16 protein-coding genes are annotated in these 14,100 nt (G+C 72.4%); 6 read left to right on the plus strand and 10 right to left on the minus strand.

All coding sequences use genetic code 11. The features are described 5' to 3' along the window. Positions 1 to 28: 28 nt before the first annotated feature. The 5 genes from ACWENQ_RS31195 to ACWENQ_RS31215 are packed head-to-tail and all read right to left on the minus strand — an operon-like array spanning position 29 to position 4,111. The gene (locus tag ACWENQ_RS31195) at positions 29 to 568 is read right to left on the minus strand and encodes a TrmH family RNA methyltransferase (RefSeq protein ID WP_452417372.1); all 540 of its coding nucleotides are present in this window, start codon (positions 566 to 568) and stop codon (positions 29 to 31) included. Further along, the gene (locus ACWENQ_RS31200; protein ID WP_449925279.1) at positions 565 to 1,155 is read right to left on the minus strand and encodes a class I SAM-dependent methyltransferase; all 591 of its coding nucleotides are present in this window, start codon (positions 1,153 to 1,155) and stop codon (positions 565 to 567) included. The genes ACWENQ_RS31195 and ACWENQ_RS31200 overlap by 4 nt, the downstream gene beginning before the upstream one ends. Before the next feature lie 20 nt (positions 1,156 to 1,175). Next, positions 1,176 to 2,123 (minus strand): VWA domain-containing protein, encoded by a 948-nt coding sequence (locus tag ACWENQ_RS31205; protein WP_449925276.1) that lies wholly within the window; start codon positions 2,121 to 2,123, stop codon positions 1,176 to 1,178. A gap of 40 nt (positions 2,124 to 2,163) precedes the next feature. Further along, positions 2,164 to 3,102, minus strand: coding sequence for a DUF58 domain-containing protein (locus tag ACWENQ_RS31210; RefSeq protein WP_449925273.1), 939 nt, complete (start codon positions 3,100 to 3,102; stop codon positions 2,164 to 2,166). 7 nt (positions 3,103 to 3,109) lie between these two features. After that, positions 3,110 to 4,111, minus strand: coding sequence for an AAA family ATPase (locus ACWENQ_RS31215; RefSeq protein ID WP_354906926.1), 1,002 nt, complete (start codon positions 4,109 to 4,111; stop codon positions 3,110 to 3,112). Between the two features lie 74 nt (positions 4,112 to 4,185). Between ACWENQ_RS31215 and ACWENQ_RS31220 the strand changes: the two genes are divergently transcribed. Then, the gene (locus ACWENQ_RS31220) at positions 4,186 to 4,926 is read left to right on the plus strand and encodes a hypothetical protein (protein WP_449925270.1); all 741 of its coding nucleotides are present in this window, start codon (positions 4,186 to 4,188) and stop codon (positions 4,924 to 4,926) included. Between the two features lie 2 nt (positions 4,927 to 4,928). On the opposite strand, the gene ACWENQ_RS31225 is transcribed toward ACWENQ_RS31220, so the two are convergent. From ACWENQ_RS31225 to ACWENQ_RS31235, 3 genes are all read right to left on the minus strand, one after another. Continuing rightward, entirely contained in the window at positions 4,929 to 5,690 is a 762-nt protein-coding gene (locus ACWENQ_RS31225) for a TSUP family transporter (RefSeq protein ID WP_452417374.1), read from the minus strand. Positions 5,691 to 5,992: 302 nt separating this feature from the next. Continuing rightward, positions 5,993 to 6,610: an ATP-dependent Clp protease proteolytic subunit gene (locus ACWENQ_RS31230; protein ID WP_354906923.1), complete on the minus strand. Its 618-nt coding sequence runs from the start codon at positions 6,608 to 6,610 to the stop codon at positions 5,993 to 5,995. Further along, the gene (locus ACWENQ_RS31235; protein WP_354906922.1) at positions 6,607 to 7,185 is read right to left on the minus strand and encodes a ClpP family protease; all 579 of its coding nucleotides are present in this window, start codon (positions 7,183 to 7,185) and stop codon (positions 6,607 to 6,609) included. Before ACWENQ_RS31235 ends, ACWENQ_RS31230 begins: the two co-directional genes overlap by 4 nt. 128 nt (positions 7,186 to 7,313) lie before the next feature. Here ACWENQ_RS31235 and ACWENQ_RS31240 point away from each other — a divergent pair, with 128 nt between their 5' ends. Further along, positions 7,314 to 8,504, plus strand: a complete 1,191-nt coding sequence (locus ACWENQ_RS31240; RefSeq protein WP_452417375.1) for a sensor histidine kinase — start codon at positions 7,314 to 7,316, stop codon at positions 8,502 to 8,504. Continuing rightward, positions 8,501 to 9,142: a response regulator transcription factor gene (locus tag ACWENQ_RS31245; protein WP_452417377.1), complete on the plus strand. Its 642-nt coding sequence runs from the start codon at positions 8,501 to 8,503 to the stop codon at positions 9,140 to 9,142. The genes ACWENQ_RS31240 and ACWENQ_RS31245 overlap by 4 nt, the downstream gene beginning before the upstream one ends. On the opposite strand, the gene ACWENQ_RS31250 is transcribed toward ACWENQ_RS31245, so the two are convergent. Continuing rightward, entirely contained in the window at positions 9,119 to 9,973 is an 855-nt protein-coding gene (locus ACWENQ_RS31250; RefSeq protein WP_452417379.1) for a DUF2268 domain-containing protein, read from the minus strand. The two genes, ACWENQ_RS31245 and ACWENQ_RS31250, sit on opposite strands and share 24 nt — an antisense overlap. 80 nt (positions 9,974 to 10,053) lie before the next feature. Here ACWENQ_RS31250 and ACWENQ_RS31255 point away from each other — a divergent pair, with 80 nt between their 5' ends. From ACWENQ_RS31255 to ACWENQ_RS31265, 3 genes are read left to right on the plus strand one after another with little or no spacing between them, the layout of a single operon-like run. After that, the gene (locus ACWENQ_RS31255) at positions 10,054 to 11,010 is read left to right on the plus strand and encodes a helix-turn-helix transcriptional regulator (protein ID WP_354906918.1); all 957 of its coding nucleotides are present in this window, start codon (positions 10,054 to 10,056) and stop codon (positions 11,008 to 11,010) included. After that, positions 11,007 to 11,960, plus strand: coding sequence for an inositol-3-phosphate synthase (locus ACWENQ_RS31260; protein ID WP_452417381.1), 954 nt, complete (start codon positions 11,007 to 11,009; stop codon positions 11,958 to 11,960). Before ACWENQ_RS31255 ends, ACWENQ_RS31260 begins: the two co-directional genes overlap by 4 nt. A gap of 53 nt (positions 11,961 to 12,013) precedes the next feature. Further along, complete coding sequence (locus tag ACWENQ_RS31265) at positions 12,014 to 12,913, plus strand: hypothetical protein (protein WP_452417383.1); 900 nt, start codon at positions 12,014 to 12,016, stop codon at positions 12,911 to 12,913. On the opposite strand, the gene murG is transcribed toward ACWENQ_RS31265, so the two are convergent. After that, positions 12,898 to 14,031 (minus strand): undecaprenyldiphospho-muramoylpentapeptide beta-N-acetylglucosaminyltransferase, encoded by a 1,134-nt coding sequence (murG, locus tag ACWENQ_RS31270; protein WP_354906915.1) that lies wholly within the window; start codon positions 14,029 to 14,031, stop codon positions 12,898 to 12,900. The two genes, ACWENQ_RS31265 and murG, sit on opposite strands and share 16 nt — an antisense overlap. Positions 14,032 to 14,100 lie beyond the last annotated feature (69 nt).

Raw genomic sequence — 14,100 nt, forward strand, 5'->3', positions numbered from 1 at the left:
GTGAGCCCGGCCCGTCATGTCACCCTGGTTACGACTCGGGCAATTTACTCCATTCCTGCCGGCGCGCCTCCGACAACGCGATGGCGGCGGCCACGCCGACGTTGAAGGAGCCGACCCTGCCGACCTGCGGGATGTAGGCGGCCAGGTCGGCGGCCTCCAGCAGGGCGGGCGAGCAGCCGTGGTCCTCGCTGCCGACCACCAGGCACACGTCGCGGTCGAGGTTGGTCCTGTGCAGCGGCCGCGCCTCGCCGGTCAGCTCGATGGCGACGACGGTGTAGCCGCCGTCCTTGGCCTCGCGCACCGCGTCGAGCACGGGCACGGAGTCCTTCCAGGCCACCAGCCGGTCGGTGCCGAGCGCGGTCTTGCCCGCCTTCGGGTTGGTGGGCGGGGTCGCGTTGCCGGCCAGCCAGATCTGGTCGACGCCGAACGCGGCCGCGCTGCGGAAGATCGAGCCGATGTTGAACGGCCCCGTCACCGACTCGATGATCATCGACAGACGGTTCTCCGTGCTGCGACGCCACGTGCGGTTGAGCCGCTTGACGTCGGTCGGGCGCAGCTGCTTTCTCATCGGGTCACCTTCAGGATTCGGTACGCGGCGCGGGAGGTGTGGCGGGTGGCCTGCCAGCCCTGCTCGGACAGCCAGCGCTGCAGCGAGTCGGAGCCGAGGTGCTTCTGCACCACGAGGTAGGCCACCCCGTCGGGAGTCAGCCTGGTCAGCCAGCGGGTCAGCATCTCGTGCAGCGCCTGCTTGCCGATGCGGATGGCCGGGTTGGACCAGATCGCGGCGAAACGCGGCTCCTCGGGGACCTCGTCGACGTGCGCCGGCCGCACCCCGGCCAGGCCGGCGGCCTCGGCGTTGCGCTGGGTGAGCTCCAGCGAGCGGCGGTTGACGTCGACGGCCCAGACGGTCGCCCCCGGCGCGCGGGTGGCCATGGTCAGCGCGATGGGGCCGTAGCCGCAGCCCAGGTCGAGCAGGTCGCCCTCCTGCGGCGGCTTCGGCACGCTCTCCAGCAGGATGCGGGTGCCGAGGTCGATCCGGTCGGGGGAGAAGACGCCCCTGTCGGTCTCCAGCCGCAGGTGCAGGTCGGGCAGGACCAGGTCGACGGACGCGGGTCTGCTCGCCGCCTGCGGCTGCTCCTCGAAGTAGTGGGCCACGTGGGAAAACGTTACCGCCCTCAGGGAATGCGATGGCCCAGCAGGATGGCCGCGGCCGCCACCAGCAGGCCGACGACGATCGCCGCGACGATGAAGTACTGGCTGATCTCCTGGCTGACGGTCTTGAAACCGAGCGAGGTGCCGATCTGCTCGTAGACCTCGCGCAGTTCGTTGCCCGACTCGGCGGAGTAGGCGCGGCCTGCGGTGCCCTCCGACAGCGACTGCAGGGTCGCCTTGTTCACCGGTACGGTCACCGGCCGCCCGTCGATCATGACGGTGCCGTCCTGCGTGCCGTACGCGATGGTGGAGACCGGCACCCTGGCCTGCTTGGCGGCGTCGATGGCCTCGTTCACCGAGCGGCCCGAGGTGTTGTCGCCGTCGGACAGCAGCACGACCGCGGCCGGCGGCGGGTCGGTGACCGCGCGCTGGTCGAAGGAGCGGATCGACTCCAGCGAGTTGAAGACCGCCTCGCCGATCGCGGTGCCCGGCCTGGTGGACAGGTTCGCCAGCGCGGTGACGACGGCGGGGCGGTCGGTGGTGGGGGAGATGACCACGTTGGCGGAGCGGGCGAAGGAGACCAGGCCCACGTTGAAGCGCTCGGGCAGCCCGCGGACGAACGACTGCGCGGCGACCTTGGCGGCCGCGATGCGGCTGGGCTGCACGTCGTTGGCGTCCATCGACAGCGACACGTCCAGCGCGACGATGATGGTGGCCCGGTCGCGCGGCACCCGGACCTGGTCGGCGGGCCTGGCCGCGCCCACCACCAGCAGGCTCATCATGAGCAGGAACAGCAGCGGGGCCACGTGCCGCCGCCATCCCGGCGCGCGCGGGGCCACCAGCGACAGCAGCGCCAGGTTGGTGAAGCGCACCGTGTAGCGGCGCCTGCCGAACTGCGCGGCCACGTACGCCGCGACCACCAGCGCCACCAGGGCGAACAGCCACAGATAAGCCGGCGCGAGGAACGTCACGGACCCTCCTGCTCCCTGCCGCCTGCCGCGTGATGCTCGCTCACGTACCCGCCCTCCGGTGTGCCAGGTGCGCCATGCGCCGCTGGCGCAGCGTGAACTGCGCGATGTCGAAGACCCAGTCCCGGTCGGTGCGCAGCACCAGGTGGGCCACCCCGGCCCTGCGCAGCGCGGCCCGGGTGCCCTCCCGCTGCAGGGCGGCCGCCTCGGCGTAGGCGGCGCGTACCCGCGGCGAGAGGTGTACGTCGCTTACGTGCCCAGTCTCCGGGTCGGTGAACGCCACCGTGCCGACGTCCGGAAGCTCCAGCTCGCGGGGATCCATCACCTCGACCGCGAGTACCTGGTGGCGGGCGGCCAGCCGTCTCATCGGCCGCTCCCACACCCGCTCGGCGTCCGGGTCGAGGCTCGGGTGCGCGTCGAGGAAGTCGGAGACCACCACCCGCAGCCCGTGCCGCCTGCGCATGGCCGCCAGCACGTCGATGCCCTCCGCCAGGTCGGGGGCGTCCGGTACGGCCCGGCCGCGCGGCGCGCCGGCCAGCGAGTGCAGCAGGCCGTACAGGGCGGGGCGGCCCGTCCTGGCGGGCATCCGGTGCAGCGCGTCGTCGTGCAGCACCAGCGCCCCGAACCTGTCGCCCATCCGGCTGGTCAGGAACCCGATCGCGCCGATCGCCGCGACCACCAGCTCGCGCTTGTCGGTCCCGGCGGTGCCGAAGTCCATGCTGGGCGACAGGTCGGCCAGCGCCCACGTCTCCAGCTCCCGGTCGGCGATCAGGTCGCGCACGTGCGGGATCGTCGTGCGGGCCGTCACCGCCCAGTCCATGCGCCGCACGTCGTCCTCGCCCGGCACGTACACGCGGCTGTCGCCGGCCTCGCTGCCCGGACCCGGCAGCAGGCCGGCGTGCTGGCCGTGCAGCAGGCCGTCGAGCTTCCTGATGACCGTCAGCTCGAGCCTGCGCAGCGCCTGCTCGGCCTGGTTCGTCACGGCGCGGTCACCTGTTCTGGTTCCACACGACCAGCGGAGGCGGTACGGCGTGCAGGATCTGCCTGATCACCTGCTCGGGGTCGACGCCGTCGGCCAGGGCGTCGAAGGTGAGCATGAGCCGGTGGCCCATCACGTCCACCGCCACGTCGCGCACGTCGTCGGGCAGCAGGTAGTCGCGCCCGCGCAGCACCGCCAGCGCCCGGCCGGCCGAGACCAGGCCGAGCGTGGCGCGCGGGCTGACGCCCACCTCGATGGTGTCGGCCAGCTCCGGCATGCCGTACTCGGCGGGCGAGCGGGTGGCCATGACCAGGCGCACCACGTAGTCGGCGACCAGCTGGTGCACCGAGACCAGCTCGGCCTGGTGCTGCAGGGCGAGCAGCCGCTCGGGATCGAGGATCCGCTCGGGCACCGGAGGGGTGACGCTCATCCGGTGCAGGATCTCCAGCTCCTCCTGCGCGCTCGGGTGCGGCACCTTGACCCTGAACAGGAACCGGTCGCGCTGCACCTCGGGCAGCGGGTAGACGCCCTCCGACTCGATCGGGTTCTGGGTGGCCAGCACGATGAACGGCTTCGGCAGCGGATGCGTGATGCCCGCCAGCGTGACCTGGCGCTCGGCCATCACCTCGAGCAGCGCGGACTGCACCTTCGCGGGCGCGCGGTTGATCTCGTCGGCCAGCAGGAAGTTGACGAAGACGGGGCCGAGCTCGATGTCGAACTGCTCGCTGGAGGGATGGTAGACGCGGGTTCCGACGATGTCGCTGGGCACCAGGTCCGGGGTGAACTGGATGCGGGCGAACGTGCCGCCCACCACGGTGGCCAGGGTGGCGGCGGCCAACGTCTTGGCCACCCCTGGCACACCCTCGAGCAGGCAGTGGCCACGGGCCAGCAGCGCGACCACCAGGCGTTCGACCATGTGGTCCTGGCCGACGATGACCCGCCGGACCTCCTCAAGGGTCTGACGCAGCACGGCCGCGTCGGTACCCGTCGACAGCTCTTCGGCAGTGCTCATGAGTGCTATTCCACCAAACAAGGCTTATGGGTGCACGCCCCGGCGCGCCGGGTATACGTGCTTTGATGACTCGCATGGCCGTTCCGCTGCAGTACGGTGACCCGCCGCGCCTCGGGGGCTTCGCCGTGCAGGCACGGCTGTCGACCGCTCCGGCGGGCCTGGTCTACCTCGGGCAGGCCGCCGACGGCCGGGCGGTGTCGATCGCCCTGCTCACCAGGGGAGCGGCGCTCGACCCCTCGGCGCGCGAGCGGTTCGTGACGGCGATCCGCGCGGCCTCGGGACGGCGCGGCTGGGTCGCCCGCGCCCGGAACAGGGGGGCCGTGGCCGACGGGCCGCCCGTCGTCGCGGCCGACCTGGGGCAGGCGCCGTGGGTGGCGGTGCCGTACGTCCCCGGACGGCCGGGAGCCGAACGCTTCCTCGAGCCCGTGCTGGTCGGCGGCACGCTGATCGGCGAGGTGCACGGGCCCGACTTCGTGCCCTACTGGCTGGCCGACAGGGCGCCGGCGCTGCCCGCGCCGCCGCGCCCGCGCGCGCCGCTGACCGAGACGCGCGCCAGGGTGCTGGTCGCGGCCGGGGTGCTGGCGCTGCTCGTGGTGCTGGGCGCGGTGATCGCGCTGCTGCTGTTCGGCGGGGACGACGACAGCGCGCCGCTGCCGCGGCCGCTGCCGCCGACGGAGTTCGTGCCGAGCCCGCCCCCGGTGCCGGCTTCGCCGGAGCCGCAGAACCCGCGACCGAGCCCCTCTCCCGGCGACACGGGCGGCAACACGCCAGGGCAGACGCCCGGCGACGAGAACGGCGAGGGCAACCCGATCTGAGCTCAGGCGAACTGCTGCCAGGCGAGCCTGGCCACCATCGCCACCACCACGCACAGCAGCACGACCCGCACGAACCCGGCGCCGCGCCTGAGCGCCATGCGGGCGCCGAGCTGGGCGCCGGCGATGTTGCAGGCCGCCATCCCCAGCCCCAGCCCCCACAGCAGGTGGCCCTGGAAGCCGAAGACCAGCAGCGCGCCGAAGTTCGTGCCGGTATTGATGATCTTCGCGGTGGCCGAGGCGTGCACGAAGTCCAGACCGAGGATGGTGGTGAACGCGATGATCAGGAAGGTGCCCGTGCCGGGACCCATGATGCCGTCGTAGAAGGCGATCACGACCCCCGCCGCCACGATGGCCGCGCCGACCCGCGCGCGGGTGCGCAGGTGCGGCTGGGGGAGCGCGCCGAAGGAGGGGCGCAGGGTCACGAACGCCGCCACGCCCAGCAGGACGACCATCACCAGCGGGCGCAGGACGCCGGAGGAGATGGCCGCGGCCGCCGTCGCCCCGAGCCCCGAGCTGAGGACGGCCAGCGCGCCCGCCGGCATCGCCACCTCGCGGTCGAGCTTGGTGGTGCGGGCGTAGGTGACGGCGGCGGAGGCGGTGCCGAAGATGGCGGCCAGCTTGTTGGTGGCGATCGCCTGGACGGGGGGGACGCCCGCCACCATGAGGGCGGGAAGCTGGAGCAGCCCGCCGCCGCCGACGACGGCGTCGATCCAGCCGGCTCCCGCGGCGGCCACCAGCAGCACGATGACCTGCTCCAGCGACACGCCGCCACTCCCCCCGCTTGCGTCACAGAACGCAGAGCAGGCTACATGTCACGACATTTCCAGAATTGCTGGGGTGGGGGCGGGGTCCGGCCCCGGCGCGAGCCCATCGTCAGCGCCGGGACCGGCGTGGGCGCCCGCTGTGACCCGCGAACGCCCCGCTGTGCCCCCGATCAACCAGGCCGATCAACCAGGCCGATCAAGCCGGCCGATCAAGCGGGCCGATCAAGCCGACCCGCCGGGAGGCCGACCCGCCGGGAAGCCGGCCGAGCCGCCGGATGTCGTTCCGGCGGTTCGCCGGAGGGTCAGGCCGGCGTCAGGGTCTTCTTGCGGCCGGCGAAGATGTCGTCGATCAGCCCGTAGGTCCTGGCCTGCTCGGCCGTCATGAAGCGGTCGCGTTCGATGTCCCTGCGGATGTCGAGGGTCGACCGCCCCGTGTGCTTGGCCAGGATCTCCTCCTGCTGGTCGCGCATCCGCAGGATCTCCCGCGCGTGGATCTCCAGGTCGCTCGACTGCCCGCGGCTGGCCCCCTCGGTGGCCGGCTGGTGGAGCAGGATGCGCGCGTGCGGCAGCGCCGCCCGCTTGCCCGGCGCCCCCGCCGCCAGCAGCACGGCCGCCGCCGAGCTCGCCTCGCCGATGCACACCGTCTGGACCTGCGGCCTGACGAACTGCATCGTGTCGTAGATCGCGCTCATCGAGGTGAACGACCCGCCCGGCGAGTTGATGTAGAGCTGGATGTCCTGGTCAGGATCGAGCGACTCCAGCGTCAGCAGCTGCGCCATCACGTCGTTGGCCAGGGTGTCGTCGATCGGCGTGCCGATGAAGATGATCCGGTCCTCGAACAGCTTGTTGTACGGGTTCATCTCCTTGATGCCGTAGCTGGTGCGCTCGGTGAAGGAGGGCAGCACATAGCGCGCGTTCATACCTTGATCACCCCGTCCGCGTGCGTGACGACATGGTCGACGAAGCCGTACTCCTTGGCCTCCTGCGCGGTGAACCACCGGTCCCTGTCGGAGTCGGCCTGGATGCGCTCCAGCGGCTGGCCGGTGTGCTGCGCGATCAGCTCGGCCATCAGCCGCTTGGTGTAGAGCAGGTTCTCGGCCTGGATCTGGATGTCGGCCGCGGTGCCGCCGATGCCGCCGAGCGGCTGGTGCATGACGATCCGGGCGTGGGGGAGCGCGTAGCGCTTGCCCGGCGCGCCTCCGCTCAGCAGGAACTGCCCCATGGAGGCGGCGAACCCCATCGCGACCGTCGCCACGTCGCAGGGGACGAACTGCATCATGTCGTAAAGCGCCATCCCGGCCGAAATCGAACCGCCGGGCGAATTGATGTAAAGAGTGACGTCGCTGACCGGGTCTTCGGCCGCCAGCAAAAGCAGTTCGCCGCACAGGCGATTGCAAATGTCGTCGTCGACCTCCTGGCCGAGGACGATAATCCGTTCCTTCAGCAGTCGCTGGCCAAGCTGCTCCGGCCAGGCCGGGCGAGGGGTCTCCGTCATGCGTCCACCTTTCTCTCGCGTTACGCATAAGACGTTATCGAGAGAGCCGGAATTGTGGTGTCGCGGTTCTCCGTGAGCATATTCCGCTAAAAGCGCATTATGCTGGGAGTGAATTACCGCGACATATAATGCGATCTGTGAGATGGAGACTCGTCGCCCGCAGGTGGGCCTGCCTGATCCTCGGCGGGGCGCTGCTGATGCCGTACATGATGCTCGGCGTGCTGGTCAGCGGCACGGTCGGCGGCCGCGGCAACGCCTCGCAGCTGCTCTTCCCCGTCGACGTGCTGGTCTACGTGGCGGTGCTGCCGCTGGTCGCGGTGACCGGGCTGTTCCTGCCGCTGCGGGCGTTCGAGGTGTCGGCGGCCGAGGGGCTGCTCGGCGCGAAGGTCGACCCGCTGCCGGGCGGGCGGCGCACCTGGGGGGAACGGCGGCGCACCGCGCTGTGGTTCACGCTGCACCTGGCGGTCGGCGGGTTGATGAGCGGGATCACGCTGGCGATCGTGCCGTTCGTGGTGTGGCTGCTCGCCGCGCCGCTCACCGGTGACCCCGCCGGACTGCTCGGCCGCGATGCGCCGCTGGCGTGGATGCCCGTGGCGGCGGTGGCGATCGCGGTGGTCCTGGTCGCCGTGGTGGCCGGCGCGGGCGCGCTGCTGGCCCGGCTGGCGCCCAGGCTGCTCGGCCCGTCGCCCGCCGATCGGCTCGCCGTCGCCGAGCAGCAGGCCCGCAGGCTCGCCGAGCGCAACCGGCTGGCCCGCGAGCTGCACGACTCGGTCGGCCACGCGCTGAGCGTGGTCACCCTCCAGGCCGCCGCCGCGAGCAGGGTCATCGAGCGCGACCCGGCCACCGCGAGGACCGCGCTCGAGGCCATCGAGCAGTCGGCGCGGGCCGCGCTGGAGGATCTCGACCACGTGCTCGGCGTGCTGCGCGAGGACGCGCAGGGCCGCGCCCCGCAGGCGACGCTCGCCGACCTCGACGAGCTGATCCGCGCCTCGGGCGCCGACGTCAGGCGCGAAGTGGGCGACCTGTCCTCGGTGCCCGCCGTGGTCTCGCGCGAGGCCTACCGGATCGTCCAGGAGGCGCTGACCAACGCCATCAAGCACGGGCGGGGCGCGGTCCGGCTGGCCGCCGCCGTCCAGGACGACGAGCTGAGCCTCGAGATCTCCAACGCCACCGCCGCCACGCGCGGAAGGGGCGGCGGTCGCGGGGTCGCGGGCATGCGGGAGCGGGTCGGGCTGCTGCGCGGCACCTTGCACGCCGGTCCTGGCGAGCGGGGCGAGTGGCAGGTGTCGGTACGGCTCCCGCTACGGTCGGGGGCGTGACGCTGAAGATCGTGATAGCCGACGACGAGGACCTCATCCGCACCGGACTGCGGATCATCGTCGAGTCCGAGGAGGACCTCACCGTCGTCGGCGAGGCGGCCGACGGTGCCGAGGTGCTGCCCGTGGTCCGCAGGGAACGCCCCGACGTGGTGCTCATGGACGTCCGCATGCCCCGCCTCGACGGCATCCAGGCCACCGCGAACCTGGTCGCGCTGCCCGAGGCGCCCAAGGTGCTCGTGGTGACGACGTTCGAGAACGACGACTACGTCTACGACGCGCTGCGGGCGGGCGCGAGCGGCTTCCTGCTGAAGCGCACCAGGCCGGGCGACCTGGTGCGGGCCATCAGGGTGGTGGCGGCCGGCGACACGCTGCTGTTCCCCGCCGCGATCAGGGACCTGGCGGCGCGCCGGAGGCCCGCCACCGGGCTGCCCGGCATCGGCCGCCTGACCGGCCGTGAAGGCGACGTGCTGCGGCTGATGACCAGGGGGCTGTCCAACGGCGAGATCGCCGCCGAGCTGGTGGTCAGCCAGGAGACGGTCAAGACGCACGTCGGCAACGTGCTCACCAAGCTCGGCGCCCGCGACCGCACGCAGGCGGTGATCGCCGCCTACGAGTCAGGCTTCGTCTCGCCAGGTTGACAGGATCTCGGCGGCGGGCAGGCCCGTGCACTCGACGGCCGACCGGCCCGTCGCCCGCAGGTGCGCGTCGACCAGGCGCAGTCCGGCGGGGTAGCCGGCCATGTCGGGGATGCCGCGCGGCTCCTGGCCGAACCTGACCATCGCCGTGTCGCCGAGCACGTAGGCGGGCGTGTTCTGCATGCCCTGCAGGCCGAGGTCGGCCACGATCCTGGCGAACACCGCGTCGTCGAGCGGGCGCGCCGACCACGGGCCCATCGCCTCGGGACCCGACAGCTCCCGCACGAACGCCTCGGCCAGCCCCTCCGCGACGACGTGCTCGCCGACGGTGACGGTGGCCGGGTTCCACTCCACGGTGCGGTAGCGGATGTTGTGGTGGAACTCGTGCACCGCGCAGTGCGCGATCCTGCCGATGACGTCGTCGCCCGGCCAGGCGAGGAGGTAGATCACGTCGCCGGAGCCGCCCATGCCGTAGTAGCCGCCCACGACGTTCATGAGGTAGTCGTCGTCGGGGTGGCCCAGGACGAACATCACCTGGATGGCGTCGGGCGCGGCCAGACCGGTCAGGGCGGCTGCGGCCTTGCCGAGCGCGCGCTCGATCTGCCCGGGGACGTCCTGCTCGATGAGCTTCTCGACGGCGGGCAGGTAGCGCGGGTCCTCGCGGTCGACGCGGAATCCGGCGCCCTGGTGGTGGATGTCGACGATGTCGCCCGGCACGGGGATGGCCGCGCGGATGGGGGCGAGCATGCCGGCCAGGAGGTCCCGGCGCTCGCCGAGGGGACGGCGGAGCAGGTCGGCCATGGCGGCGAAGGTGTCGTGGACGATGATTTCCATGGGCGGGACGGTAGAGGCTCACGTGACGTGAGGCTCAAGTCGTTTTCCCGGCTCCGCGCGCGGGCGGCGAGAATGGGGGCATGCGCGCGAGCCGGCTGCTCTCCCTCCTCCTGTTGCTGCAGACGCGTGGCCGTATGACCGCCACCGAGCTGGCCGAGGAGCTGGAGGTGTCGGTCAGGACCGTCTACCGCGACGTCGAGGCCCTGTCGGCGGCGGGCGTGCCCGTCTACGCCGACCGCGGCCCCGCGGGCGGCTACCAGCTCCTGGACGGCTACCGCACCAGGCTCAACGGCCTGACCGCCGCCGAGGCATCCTCCCTGTTCCTGGCCGGCCTGCCCGGGCCCGCCGCCGAGCTGGGCCTGGCCGAGCTCGCCGCCAACGCCGAGCTGAAGCTGCTGGCCGCCCTCCCGCCGGAGCCGCGCTCCCAGGCCGCCAGGATGCGCGAGCGCTTCCACCTCGACGTGCCCAGCTGGTATCGCAACGCCGACGACGTCCCCCACCTGACCGAGGTCGCCGAGGCGGTGTGGGACCAGCGCCCGCTCCGCATGAGCTACCAGCGCTGGGGCCGGCAGGTGGTCGAGCGGGTCGTCCACCCCTACGGCCTGGTGCTGAAGGGCGGCTCCTGGTACATGGTCGCCGCGCCGCCCGGCGACCCGCCGCGCACCTACCGGGTCTCGCGCGTCCTCAGCCTGGAGACGCTCGACGGCACGTTCGAGCACCCGCAGGGGTTCGACCTGGCGGAGTTCTGGCGCCTGTACGCCAAGGAGTTCCGCGAGAAGATGTACAAGGCCGAGGCCGTCATCAGGGTCGCGCCCGGCGCCGAGAGCCTGCTCGACTACACCATGAGCATCACGGTCGAGCTGCCCGAACCCGACCCCGACGGGTGGCGCACCGTCACCGTGCCCATCGAGTCCGTCCCGCACGCCCGCTGGCTGCTGCTGCGCATGGGCGCGAGCGTCGAGGTGCTGGCCCCCGCCGAACTACGCGACCTGATGCGGGAGACGGTGGCCGAGTTGGGCAAGATGTACGGTTCATGAGCACTGTGAACGTGGCCCTCGTCGGCATCGGCAACTGCGCCTCCTCGCTCGTGCAGGGGGTCGAGTACTACCGCGACACCGACTACCCCGAGTGCGCGGGCTTCGCCGTCCGGCAGGTGGCCTTCACCGCGGCCTTCGACGTCACCCCTGAGAAGATCGGCAAGGACCTGTCGGAGGCCGTCTGGGCCGCGCCCAACAACGCCGCCGCCTTCGCCCGCGTGCCGTACGCGGGCGTGCCGGTGGAGGAGGGCATCCTCGGCGAGGACTTCGGCGACCTCGCGGGCGCGCGGGGCGGCAGGACGCCCGAGCAGGTCGCCGGCGTCCTGCGGGCCACGGGCACGCACGTGGTGGTCAGCTACCTGCCCGTCGGCCACCAGCGGGCCACCGAGCTGTACGCCGAGGCGGCGCTGCTGGCCGGGTGCGCGTTCGTCAACTGCATGCCCGCCGTCCTGGCCCGCGCGCCCGAGTGGGCCGACAGGTTCGAGCGGGCGGGCCTGCCGCTGGTCGGCGACGACCTGAAGAGCCAGTTCGGCTCGACGCTCGTGCACCGCGCGCTGGTGGACGCGCTGACCGCCGCGGGAGTGCGGCTGCGCTCCACCTACCAGCTCAACGCCGGCGGCAACATGGACTTCCAGGCGATGCAGGACCCGGCCAGGATGGCGGGCAAGAAGGCCACCAAGGCCCAGGGCATGGCGGCGGGAAGGATGCCGGACGGCGGCCAGGTCCACGTCGGCGCCGAGCACGTCCCCTTCCTGCGGGACCGGAAGGTCGCCTACATCAGGATCGACGGCGAGGCGTTCGGCGGCACCCCGCTGGAGATCGAGCTGCGCATGTCCGTGGAGGACTCCCCGAGCGCCGCGGGCAACACCCTCGACGCGGTACGGCACGCCAGGCGCGCCATGCTGGAGGGCCGCGGGGGTGTACTGAACCTTGGCCTGATGAAGGCCTGAACACCACGTCGCGCTCTTCCACACCCGCCCCGGCAAAGCTTATGATCCAGGGAATGTCGGGACAGGACATAGCGGTCGTGGTCGATCCTGGCGTGCCGGAAGAGGTCGCCTGGACGTTCAAGGCGAACGCCCCGCTGCTGTCCCGCATCAAGGCCGGATGGCGGCCGCGGCCCGGGCCCGAACGCCCGTCCGGCACTCCCTTCGACACCGCCGCCCTCGTGGGCGCCCCCATGCTGCTCGGGCTGGCGATCATCTTCATCGTCGCGGGCTCGATCAGGGTGGCCTTCCTGAGCTTCGGTGTGGTCATGCTGCTCTTCATGGCCAAGGTGCTGTCCCCGCGCGCGCAGCCCGGCGACGACCACACCGAGGAGCAGGAGATCTTCGAGCAGGCCCGCTGGTACGACGGCCGCTACCACCTGCCCGAAGACTTCGATCCCGATGCGCTGGCGCTGATGGCGCGCACCCAGCGGGCGGTCAACTCCGTCCTCGGCTCCCACGTCAACGCCGAAGGGCTGCTCGACGAGGTGCGCAACGCCGTGCTCCTGCCCCAGCAGGAGTGGGAGATCGCCCGCCTGCTGGCCAAGCTGTCGGCCCTGCGCGCCGAGCACAAGGCGCTCATCGCGCGCGGCGTCGCGCCCGAGGTGGCCCAGGCCGTCCAGCCGCTGGAGCGGGCGCTGGCCGGCAGCGAGACGGCGGTCGTGGCCAGGGTCGAGGCGCTGGAGCGCTACGCGAGCCACGTGGCCGACGCCGAGCGCGCCTACCACGCGCGCGGCCAGATCGAGGAGCTGCGCGCCCGGCTGCCGCGCTACGAGGAGCTGGTGGCCGAGTCGGGCGCGGACGGCTTCGCCGTACCGGAGATCTCCCGGCTGGCCGACGACGCCGGCCAGTTGGAGGAGACGCTGCGCAGGAGCGTGCGCGAAGCCCACGAGGCCTTCCGCTACCTGGACGGCTGAGCGGCCTCCAGCAGCATGCCGGCCAGCGCGTCGGCGGCGTCGAGCCGGCCCAGCCTCTGGGCCGCCTCGGCCATCGCCGCGCGCAGCGCCGGGTCGGCCAGCAGCGGCATCAGCTCGGCCAGCAGCAGCTCGGCCGGCGGGTTCGGCTCCAGCAGCGCTCGGGCGGCGCCCGCGGAAGCCAGGTAGGAGGCGTTCTTGCGCTGCTCGTCGCCGCCGGTCGGGATGAGCGGGATGAGCACCGCGGGCTTGCCGATCGCGGTCAGCTCGGAGACCGTGCCGGCGCCGCTGCGCGAGATCACCACGTCCGCGGCGGCGAACAGGTCGGGCAGCTCGGCCCCGACGTACGGGACGGGGTGGTAGCGGTCGGCCAGCCCTGGCGGCAGCGCGACGGCGCGCATCTGGTCGATCCACGCGGGCCCGCACTGGTGGATCACCTGCGCGTACGGCAGCAGCCGCGGCAGGATCTCCGCGAGCATCGTGTTGATCTGCTTGCTGCCCTGGGCGCCGCCGGTCACGTAGATGAGCGGCACCTCGAAGGTCAGCCCGAACTGGTCGTAGGCCGCCGCCCGGTCGCCGTGGAGCAGCTCGGGCCGCACCGGGTTGCCGGTCACCACCGCCTTGTCGCGGGCGGAGGGGGGCAGGTGCTCCATCGACGACTCGTGCGACAGGGCGATGCGGGTGGCCATCCTGGCCAGGATGCGGTTGGCCAGCCCCACGACCGTGGTCTGCTCGTGCATGACCAGCGGGCGGCGCAGCAGCCTGGCCGCCACGCCGATGGGCACCGCGACGTAGCCGCCCGTGGACAGCACCACGTCGGGCTGGTAGCGGGCCGCGTGGCCGATCGCCTGCATGACGCCCAGCGGGATGCGGAACATGTCGGCCAGGTTGGTGCCCAGCTCGCGCAGGTTCGGGCGGCGGCGCAGCTTGCCCGTGGTGATCGCCTTGAACGGGATGCCGTGCTCGGCGGTGATCCTGGCCTCCAGGCCGCTGGCCGTACCGACCCAGAGAACGTCGTGGGGCACCCGCCGCCGCTGCACCGCGGCAAGGGTGGTCAGGGCGGGATAGGTGTGGCCGCCGGTGCCGCCACCGGTCACCAGCAGGCGAAGGGTTCGTGTCACGACGTCAGACTATTGCCGCCCGGAGGGACACTCGCGCCACGACCGGGCCCCGCCCCCCGCGACGCGTGT

Source organism: Nonomuraea sp. NPDC004354 (assembly GCF_053602555.1).